Here is a 13,327-nt window from a genome sequence, read left to right as displayed (position 1 = left end):
CGACCTTAAAACGGAAAACGCTTTTAAAACAAGCTTTTAAAAAAGAGGTGCCATGCACGTCATTCGAGGTCTGCACAATCTGACAGCGTCCCATCGTGGCTGCGTGGCGACCATCGGTAATTTCGATGGGGTGCATCGTGGCCATCAGGCGATTCTACAGCAGTGCCGCGAGCACGCTGCGCGCCTGAACGTACCGCTGACCGTGGTGGTGTTTGAGCCACAGCCCAGGGAGTTTTTTGCCGGTGACCAAGCGCCACCGCGCTTAACGCGCCTGCGGGAAAAAGTGCGCCTGCTGCGCGACCACGGTGCTGAGCAGGTGCTCTGCCTGCCGTTTAACGATGCGCTACGCAGCTTAACCGGGCGCGAGTTTATCGATCAGGTGCTGATTGACGGGCTGGGCGTGAAGCATTTGGTGGTGGGCGATGACTTCCGCTTTGGCTGTGACCGGCAGGGCGATTTCAGCCTGCTGGAAGCGGTGGGGCGCACCCACGGCTTCGGCGTGGAGCATACCCGCACCTTTAAGGTTGATGACGAGCGGGTGTCGAGCACTCGGGTACGCACGCTGCTGGCCAGCGGCAACTTTGATGTGGCTGCCCGCCTGCTGGGCAGGCCCTATTCGCTGCATGGCCGCGTGGTGCGCGACCAGCAGTTGGGTCGCACCATTGGCGTGCCGACCGCGAACCTGCCGCTGCTGCCCCAGCCGCTTACTCTGCGGGGCGTGTTTGCCGTGGTGGCCGAGCTGGCCAATGGCGAGCGCTACCCTGCCGTGGCGAATGTTGGCTTTCGGCCCACGGTGGGGGCCACCCGCCCCACGCTGGAGGTCCACCTGCTGGGTTTCTCCGGTGATATTTACGGCCAGCGACTAACGGTTTACCCCTGTGCACGGCTGCGCGGGGAAGTGAAGTTTGACGATTTTGACGCGCTGAAAGCGCAAATTAACCATGACCAAGCCAGGGCGCGCCGCTACTTTGCGGCCGCCGAGGCTGATTTAACGACCTCTCTTCCGCTGGCCTCGGCCCCGCTTGGGCGTGAGACCGCTTCTTCTGATTTCACTTCGGCGGATGACGCCGCCGATACTAACGACGGCTGACCGGACTATGGACTATAAGCACACGCTAAACCTGCCAGAAACCGACTTTCCCATGCGCGGCATGCTGCCGAAGCAGGAGCCAGGGCGCGTTTCCAAGTGGCAGGATATGAACCTGTACCAGCGCCTGCGCGAAGCCCGTGCGGGTGCGCCGCTGTTTGTACTGCACGACGGCCCTCCCTACGCCAACGGCAGTATCCATATTGGTCACGCCGTTAATAAAATTCTTAAAGATATTATCGTTAAGTCCAAAAACCTGGCGGGCTTTGATGCGCCCTACGTGCCGGGTTGGGATTGCCACGGCCTGCCCATTGAGCACAAGGTAGAAACTACCCACGGCAAGCACCTTCCGGCGGATAAAGCCCGCGAGCTGTGCCGTGAGTACGCCGGTGCCCAGATCGAAACCCAGCTGGTGGACTTTGTGCGCCTGGGCATCATCGGTGACTGGAATCACCCCTACCGCTCTATGGATTACGCCAACGAAGCGGGCGAGATCCGCGCTCTGGCGGATATGGTCGAGGCGGGTTACGTCTTTAAAGGCCTAAAGCCGGTGAACTGGTGTTTCGACTGCGGCTCGGCGCTGGCTGAGGCGGAAGTCGAGTACGCTGATAAAAAATCCGATGCCATCGACGTGGCCTTCCCCGTGGAAGACGCCGACAAGCTGGCCGCAGCGTTTGGCCTTAGCGAGCTGTCAAAGCCCGCCGTCGTGGTGATTTGGACCACCACACCCTGGACCATTCCCGCCAACCAGGCGCTGAACGTTCACCCCGACTTTACCTACGCGCTGGTGGATACCGGCGAGCGCCTGCTGCTGCTGGCCGAAGAGTTGGTGGAGAGCTGCTTAGAGCGCTTTGGCTTACAAGGTGAGGTGGTAGCAACGACCCAAGGTAAAAACCTGGACCTGATCAATTTCCGCCACCCGTTCTACGACCGCCTCTCGCCGGTCTATCTGGCGGATTACGTTGAGTCTGAAGTGGGCAGCACCGGTATTGTTCACTCCGCGCCTTCTTACGGTATGGATGACTTTGTCACCTGCCGCGAGCACGGCATGGGCTTTGACGATATGCTCAACCCGGTGCAGGGCAACGGCGTTTACGCGGATGACCTGCCGTTCTTCGGCGGCCAGATGATCTGGAAAGCCAACCCGAACATCATCGAGAAGCTGCGTGAAGTGAACGCGCTGATGGCTCATACGCCAATCACCCACAGCTACATGCACTGCTGGCGCCACAAAACGCCGGTGATCTACCGCGCCACGGCCCAGTGGTTCGTTGGTATGGATATTCAGGGTAAAGATGGCAAAACCCTGCGCGAGCGGGCGCTGGCCGGTATCGAGGCCACCGAGTTCACCCCTGCCTGGGGGAAGGCGCGCCTGCATAGCATGATCGCTAACCGCCCGGATTGGTGTATCTCCCGCCAGCGTAACTGGGGCGTGCCGATTCCGTTCTTCCTGCATAAGCAAACCGGTGAGCTGCACCCCAACACCGTGGCGCTGATGGAAGAAGCCGCCAAGCGCGTGGAGCAAGAGGGCATCGAAGCGTGGTTCAAGCTGGAACCCTCCGAGCTGCTCGGCGCGGAAGCTGCGGATTACGAAAAAGTCACCGACACGCTGGACGTGTGGTTCGACTCGGGCACCACCCACCGCCACGTGCTGCGCGGCTCGCACCCCCACGGCCATGAGAGCGGCCCGCGGGCCGACCTGTACCTGGAAGGTAGCGACCAGCACCGCGGCTGGTTCCACTCGTCGCTGCTTACCGGCGCGGCGATTGATGGCCACGCCCCTTATCGCCAGCTGCTGACCCACGGCTTCACGGTGGATGCCCAGGGCCGCAAGATGTCTAAATCCATCGGCAACGTGGTCGCACCGCAGAGCGTAATGGATAAGCTGGGCGCCGATATCCTGCGCCTGTGGGTAGCCTCTACCGACTACTCCGGCGAAATGGCCGTCTCGGATGAAATCCTCAAGCGCACTGCCGATGTGTACCGCCGTATCCGCAACACGGCGCGCTTCTTGCTTTCCAACCTGAACGGTTTTGACCCCGCGCGGGATCAAGTGGCGTTTGGCGATATGCTGGCGCTGGACCAGTGGGTAGTCGACCGCGCCGCGCAGCTGCAGGGCCGTATCGAAACCGCTTATGAGGAGTATCGCTTCCTGGATGTGTACCAGCAGGTACACGGCTTCTGCGCGCGGGAATTGGGCGGCTTCTACCTGGACGTGATCAAGGATCGCCAGTACACCACTCAAACCGACTCGCTGGCCCGCCGCAGCGCGCAAACCGCGCTTTACCATGTGGTGGAAGCGCTAAGCCGCTGGGTCGCGCCGATTCTCTCCTTCACCGCCGAGGAGATTTATGAGCATATCCCCGGCGAGCGTGGCGATAGCGTGCTGCTGGAGACCTACTACACCGGGCTTTCCACGCTGGATGAAGGTGCCGAGATGGGCCGCGCGTTCTGGGAGCAGGTGCTGGAAGTGAAGCACTCGGTGAACAAGTGCCTGGAAGACGCCCGTAACGCCAAAGTGATCAAGGGCAGCTTGGCAGCAGAAGTGACGCTGTTCGTTAATGACGAGCTGCACGCGACGCTGGCGAAGCTGGGCGACGAGCTGCGCTTTGTGATGCTCACCAGTGAAGTGCACCTGGCACCGCTGGCGGATGCCGCCAATGCCGAAAGCACCGAGCTTGAAGGTTTGAAAGTGGCGGTGAGTGCCAGTGAACATGCCAAGTGCGAGCGCTGCTGGCACCATCGGGCGGATGTGGGCAGCGTTGCCGAGCACCCGGACCTGTGTGGCCGCTGCGTAAGTAACCTGCCCGAAGGCAGCGGTGAGCTGCGTCACTATGCCTAATACAGCCGCCCAGGTGAACGATCCACACCAGCGGCCGCCCATGCGGCGGCCGCTGCGCTGGCTATGGCTAGCCGTGGCGGTCATTGTGTTGGATCTTGCGACAAAGTATGCCGCTAGCCACTTTTTAAGTTATGCACAGCCGGTTGAAGTCTTGCCGTTTTTCAACCTCACGCTGCTGCATAACACCGGCGCGGCGTTTAGCTTTCTGGCCGAACACCCCGGTTGGCAGCGCTGGTTTTTTGCGGCGATTGCCATCGGTGCCAGCATTGGCCTCACCGTGTGGCTATCCCGCGTGCGTGCGGATGAAAAGCTGCTCGCCGTGGCGCTGCCGCTGATCATCGGCGGGGCGCTGGGCAACCTGTATGACCGCTTGATTCATGGCTATGTGGTGGATTTTCTCTCCTTCCATGCGGCGGGCTGGTACTACCCCGCCTTTAATGTGGCGGATATCGGCATTACCCTGGGGGCCGTGGGGTTAATCTGGGAGTCCGTTATGGGCGAGCGTCGCCGCAAAAAAGCCGCGCAGTCTTCATCTTCTTAATACGCCAATAAGTGAGGAACCATGGACTACCTAATTGACGACGGCATGGAAATTACCCTGCACTTCACGCTGAAGCTAGAAGATGGCACGGTGGTGGACTCCACTAAGGAGAAAGCACCGGCCACGTTCCAGTATGGCGATGGCAACCTGCCGCCGGGGTTTGAGCACCCGATCAAAGGCATGGCAGCAGGCCAGAGCGGGACGTTCAACATTACCCCCGAACATGCCTTTGGCCAGCACAACCCGCAGAACATCCAAACCCTGAAGCGGGCCGACTTTGGTGATGAAGCGCCTGAAATCGGCATGGTGATGTCGTTTGCCGATAAAGCGGGAACGGAATTGCCTGGCGTGGTCAAAACCATTGATGGCGACCGCGTGGAGGTAGACTTTAACCATCCGCTGGCGGGGCGTACGCTAACGTTTGAGGTCGAGATCCTCAACGTGACGCCGATTACCAAACACTAATTTCCTGAGCGATGCAGGTTGCATCAAGGCGCTTTTATGCAGTCATCAGAGTCATCCCAGCCCGTGCAAATCAAGCTAGCCAACCCGCGCGGGTTTTGTGCGGGGGTCGACCGCGCGATCGATATTGTGAACCGTGCGCTGGATGTCTTCGGCCCGCCGATTTACGTTCGCCATGAAGTGGTGCACAACCGCTTTGTGGTGGAAACCCTGCGCGAACGCGGCGCGGTCTTCGTGGAAGAGCTTCACGAAGTGCCCGACGATGTGATTGTCATCTTCTCCGCCCACGGGGTTTCCCGCGCGGTGCAGCAGGATGCCGAGCAGCGTGGCCTGAAAGTGTTCGATGCCACCTGTCCGCTGGTCACCAAAGTGCATATGGAAGTGCTGCGCTACGCCAAGCGCGGCCAGGAGTGCATTCTGATTGGCCACGAAGGCCACCCGGAAGTGGAAGGCACCATGGGGCGCTACGACACCTCCCACGGCGGCAAGATTTATCTGGTGGAAGATGAGCAGGACGTTACCAACTTGGTCGTCAATGACCCCACGGCGCTGGCATTCGTCACCCAAACCACGCTCTCTATGGATGACACCGCCAAAGTGATCGACGCGCTGCGGGAGAAATTCCCTGAGATTCAGGGGCCGCGCAAAGACGATATTTGCTACGCCACCCAAAACCGCCAGGATGCGGTACGCGAGCTGGCGGCGGATAGCGACTTGGTGCTGGTGGTCGGTAGCCCCAACAGCTCAAACTCCAACCGCCTGCGTGAGCTCTCCGAGCGCATGGGCACCCCCGCCTATTTGATCGATAACGCCGAGCAGATCGAGCCTTCCTGGCTGGAAGGGGTCAGCCGCATTGGCGTCACCGCTGGCGCGAGCGCCCCCGAGGTGCTGGTCAAGGGCGTAATTAATAAGTTGCAAGCCCTAGGCGCTACGGCACCTGTTGAGCTGCAGGGGCGTGAAGAGAACATCACCTTCTCGATGCCCAAAGAGCTGCGCGAGCAAGTGATTGTAAGCGGGTAATGCAAACTGTATCAGTTTACGACATACTCAAAGTATAAGTGAACTGATACGGGAGCATCGCTTAGTGTCTTATGTTTTTGATCGCCGTGCGGGTGACGTTAGTAAGCACCAGCGCGGCTTTACCCTTATCGAATTACTGATTGCGGTGGTCATTATTGGGGTCATTGCCAGTATTGCCTACCCCAGCTACACCCGCTACGTCGAACGCTCCGTTCGCTCTGATGGCCAGACGGCACTCTTGCAAGCGGCTTCAGAAATGGAGCGCTGCTACTCCCGTGACTACAGCTATGAAGATTGCGACTTAGAGATGACCGACTCCCCAAGCGGCCATTACGCCATCTCAACCGACACCGGTAGCCCAAGCGACGGCGGCTACGTATTAACCGCGACGACCCAACGCTCAGATGGCTGTGATGAAGATCTCACCTTAAATGCAAAAGGGGTACGTGCCCCGGAGGCGTGCTGGTAATGAAACATCAGCAAGGGTTATCACTCATTGAAGTGCTAATAGCACTGGTAGTGCTTGCCTTTGGCCTGATGGGGGTGGCCGCCATGCAGATGAAAGCCCTGCAAAGCGCGACCGAAGGGTATCAGCGCTCGGTGGTAACACTTGCCGCTGTGGATGCGCAGGAGAGGCTTTGGGCGCAGCTAGCCCAAGAAACTAGCTGTGACGACATGGTTGACAATATATTAAGTGATTGGCAATCAAGCTGGTTTGCAGATAGCGACACACCAATACGCCACTTCTCAGGAGATATTGAGCTTGGTACGGCAGAGTGTGAATTCAATATTTTAATTACACTCAACGACAATGATTCAGCCAGTACTGATGAAACGTTTACTTACACCTTTCGTCTCCCTGATCTTCTAGGTAACTGATGATGCTCTACCAACGCCAATCAGGTTTTACCCTTGTCGAGCTAATGGTTGCTATGGCAATTGGCACCCTGATTATTCTAGGCGCCGGACAGCTTTTTTTAACCACATTTCAAACCTTTAAAAAAGTAGACGAGCTAAGCCGAAAGCAGGAAACGGTGGTGTTTGCGTCTACAAGCTTGGTGAATAATTACCGCAAAAGCGAAAGGGAATATAGCTATAGTCTTGCCGAGACGACGGGCAGCCCTAATGAGTGTTCAATTACAAGGTCCAGTAATGGAGCAAACCCTCAACCTATTGTAAGTGGGCTGGCACTTTTTGAGGGGGAGTGCGATTCTGATAGGTTTGTTGAGGCTATAGATCTAGAAATAGAGGATGGCCAAATTTTAGACGGCTACCGCCGTTTTACACTTGATTTTGAACGTCAGGATGGTGAATTAGAGACGCTCTCTTTTCATGTAATGGAGCGTAAATTCGGAGAGAGTGAAGGCTATGTGCTGTTATCTGGCGCGGACATAACTATTTCAGGTGCTCCAGACATATTAGGTAATGTACATGCAGAGGGAGATATCACAGGTATTGAAAGGAGTGAAACCGTTACAAGTGTTGGCGCTGGAGATGCATCTGTTTCGATACCCAATGTAAGTGCTTTTATAACTCAAGTTTCAGCTTCAGAACAGGTGCAAAAAGCGTGCGCCATTAATGTTATGAGTAGCCCAGTTGTATATTGTAACGGTGCGGTAAGTGGAGATTTCTCAACAATAAGAAGTGAAGTGGAATTAGTGGTTGCAAGTGGTAGTGTTATTTTCCAAAAGAGCAACACTGAGGATGTTTCGGCTAATGTTTCTATTGTTGCAGGCGGTGCTGTTGCAATTGGTGCTGGCTCCGGTTGGGGCGATATTGAGTTCAACGGTTTAATTTGGGCAGGTGGTAATGCGGCATTTTATGGAGATTCAAACAGTACTATTTCAGGTAGTATGATAGTAGGTGAAACCGTTGATCAAATTAGTGGTGTAAGCACTATGCACTATCGCGATGTTACTGGTTTTTTCAATGTAATACGTGCAATTGATGGTGTGAATACCCCTTCCTTTCCATAGAGGTTAAGTGTATGCCAAAACAACAAGGTGCCGCCCTTATTATTGTACTGGTACTACTGAGCGTATCCTTGATGATTGGTATGTCTGGGATGAACGTCGCACTAGTCGATGAACGGCTTGCAGGGAATTATCGTGCGGCTGCGCTAGCTCAAATGAATGCAGAGATAGCAGCATCAGAGGCATCGAGTGATGGAAGCTTGGATGAAGCGACGTACTGGGTTAGCAATGCGAATGCTGTTAGCAGTGATTTAGCGTTATCAGAATGGAAGGAGATGGTTAGAGACAAAAGCTATATAGAATTAAAAGAGGATTATCCATTAGGGCTAGTCAATGAAGGCGTTTGTGATAGCGGCGACAATATCTATAGCCGGTGCTTATATTTTCCTGTTATCAGGGGCGAATTAGACCACTACGTCGTTGCTATGGGTGCGGTTGAAGATGAGGCAGGAAAAATTATTGCTGAAAGCGAACCTATTTTTTTGAAATATGAGTACGGTAGTAGCGGGGATGATTCAGGTGTTATTAATGAGTTTCTTGATAATCTTAAAAAAAATGGAGGGTTTATAACTACATTTACAGAGTTTGATGAGGATGTTGTTAATGCTAATGGGAATCATGCTGAAAAATGGGTTAGTTATATTTCTAATGCCAATCAAAATGGCTCTATGTTTGAGTCTGATGAGGCATTCTTAAATTTCATAAATATTTTGAAGGATTCTGAACTTGTAAATTTTTTCTCTGGAACTCCTAGTGGTAAGTTGAGTGACTATAATGGAAGTATTGTCGTAGTGGATGGCGACTTTGAATGGAAGGGTAATCAAGGAGATTTCTCTGGGGTTTTAATACTATTGGGAAAAGGAGAATCTGGTTTTAACTATAATGGTGGCGGTAATAATGAGATTAGAGGGAGTATACTTCGTATTCCTTATGAGAATGTCGAGGGGAAAGTTAATTTCTTAGAGCCAAATATACGTGTAAATGGCGGCACAGGTGATTTTGTATTTGATACATCAGTCATTGATGGTTTAAAGGGTGGTGGCGATGGTAGTGGTAACAGTGACGGACTGTTGAGCTTACAAAGGTGGGAATGGGAGTGAAAATTCTTGTGTAGTATCATGGTTTTTCAAGCCATCTATCAGCACATATTGCGAGCTAAGAATTTCACATGAGTGAGCCTACCAAAACCCGCGTTCTCACCGGCATCACCACGACCGGCACCCCGCACCTCGGCAATTATGTCGGTGCCATTAAGCCTGCCATTGAGGCAAGCCAGGATCCGAACGTGCAGTCGTTCTACTTTCTTGCCGACTACCACGCGCTGATCAAGTGCCAAGACCCCAAGCGTGTGCAGGCTTCCCGCCTGGAAATCGCCGCGACGTGGCTGGCGCTTGGTCTGGATACCGACAACGCAATCTTCTACCGCCAGTCGGATATTATCGAGATCCCCGAGCTGATGTGGATGCTCTCCTGCGTATGTGCCAAGGGGCTAATGAACCGCGCCCACGCTTACAAAGCCGCCGTGGCAGAGAATGAAGAGGCCGGTAATCAAGACCCGGATAAAGGCGTCACCATGGGGCTGTTCGGCTATCCGGTACTGATGGCCGCCGATATTTTGATGTTCAATGCGAATAAAGTGCCGGTTGGCCGCGACCAGATTCAGCATATCGAAATGGCCCGGGATATGGCTGGCCGCTTTAACCACCTGTTTAAAGGCCAGTACTTTGTACAGCCTGAAGCTGTCGTGGATGAAAAAGTGGAAGTGTTGAAAGGGCTGGATGGACGCAAGATGTCCAAAAGCTACAACAACACCATCCCGCTGTTTGTGAGTGAGAAAAAGCTGCAGAAGCTGGTACGTAAAATCAAAACCAACTCGCTGGAACCCGGCGAGCCGAAAGACCCGGATACCTGCACCCTGTTCCAGATTTTCTCAGCCTTCGCGAGCGAATCCGAAACGGCGGCCATGCGTCAGCAGTACGCAGAGGGCATTGGCTGGGGCGAAGCGAAAGACCGCGTGTTTGAATACGTTAACGCCCACCTAAGCGCCCCCCGTGAGCGTTATAACGCGCTAATGGAAGACCCCGCCCATATTGAAGCTGTGCTGCAAAAAGGCGCTGAACGCGCCCGTGAGGAAGCCGCCGTGACCATGGATCGGCTACGTGCTGCGGTAGGGCTTGGGCGGTTTGTTTGATTAGTTGATAACCCTTGTCTAAATGAGCTTGAGCGCTTGATTTCTGTCGGCGCTTTTAGCGTTACTTAAAGGTGAACTATGGCGACGACCTCTGCGGTGGCACCGGCCAATCATCGGGTGCCTCTTCTGGCAGCCGCAGCCATTGTGCTGGGTGCCTTGGTGATTGGCGTGCTGTTTGGCGCCAATATCGGCCTGCTGATGATTGTGGGCGGCCTGCTGGGCATGGTGCTTTATCATGCGGCGTTTGGCTTCACGGCGGCGTGGCGAGTCTTTATTACCGAGCGCCGTGGGCGTGGGCTGCGGGCGCAAATGGTGATGTTGGCGATTGCCGTGGTGCTGTTTTTCCCGGCGCTGGGCGCGGGCAGCCTGTTTGGTACCGAAGTGCGCGGCTTTGTGGCGCCAATTGGTATCTCGGTATTAGTGGGTGCTTTTCTGTTTGGGGTGGGTATGCAGCTAGGCGGCGGCTGCGCTTCCGGCACGCTGTTTACCGCCGGTGGCGGTAACGCGCGTATGCTGATTACACTGGTATTTTTTATCGTGGGGTCGGTGATTGGTACCGCACATTTTGCTTGGTGGCAAAGCTTGCCCGCTTTCCAGCCGGTATCGCTAGTAGATGTGGCGGGTGTTGGCGGCGGCATTGGCATTAGCCTGGTGCTGTTTGCTGCCATTGCGGTGTTTACGTTGGTGATGGAAAAGCGCCGCCACGGACAGTTAGAGCAAGCCCCGGTGGTGGATAAACCAGGCTCCGAGCGTTGGTTATCCGGCCCTTGGCCGTTAGTTGCCGGAGCGGTAGCCCTGGCACTGCTGAACTTTGCCACGCTGGCACTGGCTGGCCGCCCCTGGGGCATCACCTCGGCGTTTGCGCTGTGGGGTGCCAAGAGTTTTGAATTGGTAGGTGGCGATGTGAGCCAGTGGGGCTATTGGCAGGCACCCGGTAATGCCGCCGCGCTGGAAGCCAGTGTGTGGAGCGACATTACCACGGTGATGAACGTTGGCATTATGTTGGGCGCGCTGGCGGCAGCTAAACTTGCCGGGCGTTTTGCTCCTAACTTCCGTATTCCGCTGAAATCTGTGCTGGCGGCGGTAATGGGCGGCATCTTGTTGGGTTACGGGGCGCGCTTGGCCTTTGGCTGCAACATTGGCGCTTACTTTAGCGGCATTGCTTCCGGCAGCCTGCACGGCTGGGTGTGGATGGCAGCGGCCTTCGCTGGCAACATGGCGGGCGTTAAGCTGCGCCCACTATTTTTTGATGGTGAAGCAGGGCGCAAGCCGGTCGCGAAAAGCTGTTAAACGCTCTGTTGATCAAACTGTGTCATAGTGCCTTGGTTAACGCCAAGGCGTTTTTTTATGGCCATTATTTATGTCTCTTCCACCTTTGTCGTACTAGCATGTTACATTACGCTCAAACGCCGCTAACGCCCAGCGTTGCTGCATTGCAATAGCAATCGATATAAAAAGAGAGTGCCTATGTCTACGACGAGTAAACGCCCCCTGTACATTCCTTACGCCGGTCCTTCGCTGCTTGAAATGCCGCTATTGAACAAAGGCAGCGCGTTTACTCAGGAGGAGCGGCTAGCGTTTAACCTGATAGGCTTGTTGCCGCAAAAAGTCGAAACGATTGATGATCAGCTGGAGCGTGTTTATCGCCAGTATCAGCAGTGCCATAGCGATTTAGAGCGACATATTCACCTTCGTGCCATTCAGGATGACAACGAAACGCTCTATTTCCGTCTTGTCTCTGAGCATCTGGAAGAGATGCTGCCAATTATCTACACGCCAACGGTAGGTCAGGCGTGCCAGGAGTTCTCCAATATCTACCGCAACCACCGGGGGCTGTTTATCAGCTACCCGGATCGCGAGCATATGGACGACATCCTGCGTAGCGCCACCAAAGATAACGTGAAAGTGATCGTGGTGACCGATGGCGAGCGTATTCTTGGCCTTGGCGACCAGGGCATTGGCGGCATGGGGATTCCTATCGGTAAGCTGGCGCTCTACACCGCCTGCGGCGGGATTAGCCCCGCCTATACGCTACCGATCATGATCGATGTAGGCACTAATAACCAAGCGCTGCTGGATGACCCGATGTACATGGGCTGGCGCCATGAGCGGGTGGGTCAGGAAGAGTACGATGCCTTTATGGCCGAGTTTATCGCCGCCGTGAAACGCCGCTGGCCGAACGTGCTGCTGCAGTTTGAAGATTTTGCCCAGGCTAACGCCGTGCCGCTGCTAGAGCGTTACCGTAACGAGCTGTGCTGCTTCAACGATGACGTGCAGGGCACGGCCTCGGTGGTGGTGGGCACGTTGATGGCGGCCTGCCAGGCCCGCGAAGAGACCATTGCCCAGCAGCGGGTGGTGTTTGTTGGCGGTGGCTCTGCCGGTTGCGGTATCGCCGAGCAGGTGGTCGTGGCCATGGAGGCGGAGGGCCTGACCGAGGCGGAAGCACGGGCGCGCATCTTTATCGTCGACCGCGATGGGCTGATGACCACGGATCAAACGTGGCAGCGGGACTTCCAGCGCCGCTTAGCCCATGACCCTTCATTGGTCGCCGAGTGGAACGGCCAAGGGCTGGAAGAGACCATTGCTCAAATCAAACCGACGATCTTGATTGGCGTATGCGGCCAGCGCGGTATTTTCACCGAGCAGGTGGTACGTACCATGCACGCGGGCTGCGAACATCCGGTGATTATGCCGCTCTCGAACCCTACTTCCCAAGCGGAAGCGGTGCCGGAGGACGTGATTCGTTGGACCGATGGCCAGGCGCTGGTCGCCACCGGTAGCCCGTTTGCGCCGGTGGTGTATAACGGCCGCACCTATCCGATTGCCCAGTGTAATAACGCCTACATCTTCCCAGGCATCGGTTTAGGTGTGATTGCGGCCAACGCCAACCGGGTGACCGATGAGATGCTGATGAGCGCCTCGCGGGCGCTGGCCCGTGAAGCGCCGCTAGTGAAAGAGGGCAAAGGTGCGCTGCTGCCACCGTTGTCGCGGATTCGTGATATCAGTAAGTCGATTGCCTTTGAAGTGGCGGCGCAAGCGCAACAAAACGGCGTTGCGTTGAAGACCAGTGGTACCGTGCTGCGCGAGCGTATCGAAAAAGCCTGCTGGTCGCCGGAGTACCGTACCTACCGCCGTCGCGCTTTCTAAAATCGGACCGCTGGCAAAAAAAAAGCCCCCACCGAGGTGGGGGCGATGCAAGCATTGGTAGGTC

The 13,327-nt window shown here is 55.6% G+C and carries 12 protein-coding genes; all 12 read left to right on the top strand.

Features of this window, described 5'->3' with window-relative positions:
- Nucleotides 1–52 precede the first annotated feature (52 nt).
- The 12 genes from ribF to LG300_RS13770 all read left to right on the top strand — a co-directional run bounded on the left by ribF (nt 53) and on the right by LG300_RS13770 (nt 13,263).
- Nucleotides 53–1,090: a bifunctional riboflavin kinase/FAD synthetase gene (gene ribF, locus LG300_RS13825; RefSeq protein WP_404375895.1), complete on the top strand. Its 1,038-nt coding sequence runs from the start codon at nt 53–55 to the stop codon at nt 1,088–1,090.
- 7 nt (nt 1,091–1,097) lie between these two features.
- Entirely contained in the window at nt 1,098–3,929 is a 2,832-nt protein-coding gene (gene ileS / locus LG300_RS13820) for an isoleucine--tRNA ligase (RefSeq protein WP_404375894.1), read from the top strand.
- Nucleotides 3,922–4,470: a signal peptidase II gene (gene lspA, locus LG300_RS13815; RefSeq protein ID WP_404375893.1), complete on the top strand. Its 549-nt coding sequence runs from the start codon at nt 3,922–3,924 to the stop codon at nt 4,468–4,470. The genes ileS and lspA overlap by 8 nt, the downstream gene beginning before the upstream one ends.
- A gap of 21 nt (nt 4,471–4,491) precedes the next feature.
- Nucleotides 4,492–4,935, top strand: a complete 444-nt coding sequence (gene fkpB, locus LG300_RS13810; RefSeq protein ID WP_404375892.1) for an FKBP-type peptidyl-prolyl cis-trans isomerase — start codon at nt 4,492–4,494, stop codon at nt 4,933–4,935.
- 36 nt (nt 4,936–4,971) lie between these two features.
- Nucleotides 4,972–5,952, top strand: coding sequence for a 4-hydroxy-3-methylbut-2-enyl diphosphate reductase (ispH, locus tag LG300_RS13805; RefSeq protein WP_404375891.1), 981 nt, complete (start codon nt 4,972–4,974; stop codon nt 5,950–5,952).
- A gap of 64 nt (nt 5,953–6,016) precedes the next feature.
- Nucleotides 6,017–6,421, top strand: coding sequence for a type IV pilin protein (locus LG300_RS13800; protein ID WP_404375890.1), 405 nt, complete (start codon nt 6,017–6,019; stop codon nt 6,419–6,421).
- The gene (gene pilV, locus LG300_RS13795) at nt 6,421–6,831 is read left to right on the top strand and encodes a type IV pilus modification protein PilV (RefSeq protein ID WP_404375889.1); all 411 of its coding nucleotides are present in this window, start codon (nt 6,421–6,423) and stop codon (nt 6,829–6,831) included. The genes LG300_RS13800 and pilV overlap by 1 nt, the downstream gene beginning before the upstream one ends.
- Entirely contained in the window at nt 6,831–7,928 is a 1,098-nt protein-coding gene (locus LG300_RS13790; RefSeq protein WP_404375888.1) for a PilW family protein, read from the top strand. Before pilV ends, LG300_RS13790 begins: the two co-directional genes overlap by 1 nt.
- 11 nt (nt 7,929–7,939) lie before the next feature.
- The gene (locus LG300_RS13785; RefSeq protein ID WP_404375887.1) at nt 7,940–9,025 is read left to right on the top strand and encodes a PilX N-terminal domain-containing pilus assembly protein; all 1,086 of its coding nucleotides are present in this window, start codon (nt 7,940–7,942) and stop codon (nt 9,023–9,025) included.
- Between the two features lie 68 nt (nt 9,026–9,093).
- Nucleotides 9,094–10,116 carry a tryptophan--tRNA ligase gene (locus LG300_RS13780; RefSeq protein WP_404375886.1) on the top strand — a complete coding sequence of 341 codons (1,023 nt, stop codon included), beginning with the start codon at nt 9,094–9,096 and terminating at the stop codon, nt 10,114–10,116.
- Between the two features lie 78 nt (nt 10,117–10,194).
- On the top strand, nt 10,195–11,406 hold the full coding sequence (locus LG300_RS13775; RefSeq protein WP_404375885.1) for a YeeE/YedE family protein: 1,212 nt from the start codon (nt 10,195–10,197) through the stop codon (nt 11,404–11,406).
- A 177-nt stretch (nt 11,407–11,583) separates the two neighbouring features.
- Complete coding sequence (locus LG300_RS13770; protein WP_404375884.1) at nt 11,584–13,263, top strand: NAD-dependent malic enzyme; 1,680 nt, start codon at nt 11,584–11,586, stop codon at nt 13,261–13,263.
- The last annotated feature ends 64 nt before the right edge of the window (nt 13,264–13,327 follow it).

It is taken from the genome of Vreelandella aquamarina (assembly GCF_044805175.1).
GTDB lineage: Bacteria > Pseudomonadota > Gammaproteobacteria > Pseudomonadales > Halomonadaceae > Vreelandella > Vreelandella aquamarina_B.
Note: the sequence above shows the minus strand (reverse complement) of the source record. Positions and strands in the feature narration are given on the sequence as shown.

What these genes read in the sequence shown, in the direction of transcription:
- ribF (WP_404375895.1), top strand. Translation starts at nt 53, where the DNA reads ATGCACGTCATTCGAGGTCTGCACAATCTGACAGCGTCCCATCGTGGC.
- ileS (WP_404375894.1), top strand. Translation starts at nt 1,098, where the DNA reads ATGGACTATAAGCACACGCTAAACCTGCCAGAAACCGACTTTCCCATG.
- lspA (WP_404375893.1), top strand. Translation starts at nt 3,922, where the DNA reads ATGCCTAATACAGCCGCCCAGGTGAACGATCCACACCAGCGGCCGCCC.
- fkpB (WP_404375892.1), top strand. Translation starts at nt 4,492, where the DNA reads ATGGACTACCTAATTGACGACGGCATGGAAATTACCCTGCACTTCACG.
- ispH (WP_404375891.1), top strand. Translation starts at nt 4,972, where the DNA reads ATGCAGTCATCAGAGTCATCCCAGCCCGTGCAAATCAAGCTAGCCAAC.
- pilV (WP_404375889.1), top strand. Translation starts at nt 6,421, where the DNA reads ATGAAACATCAGCAAGGGTTATCACTCATTGAAGTGCTAATAGCACTG.
- LG300_RS13790 (WP_404375888.1), top strand. Translation starts at nt 6,831, where the DNA reads ATGATGCTCTACCAACGCCAATCAGGTTTTACCCTTGTCGAGCTAATG.
- LG300_RS13785 (WP_404375887.1), top strand. Translation starts at nt 7,940, where the DNA reads ATGCCAAAACAACAAGGTGCCGCCCTTATTATTGTACTGGTACTACTG.
- LG300_RS13780 (WP_404375886.1), top strand. Translation starts at nt 9,094, where the DNA reads ATGAGTGAGCCTACCAAAACCCGCGTTCTCACCGGCATCACCACGACC.
- LG300_RS13775 (WP_404375885.1), top strand. Translation starts at nt 10,195, where the DNA reads ATGGCGACGACCTCTGCGGTGGCACCGGCCAATCATCGGGTGCCTCTT.
- LG300_RS13770 (WP_404375884.1), top strand. Translation starts at nt 11,584, where the DNA reads ATGTCTACGACGAGTAAACGCCCCCTGTACATTCCTTACGCCGGTCCT.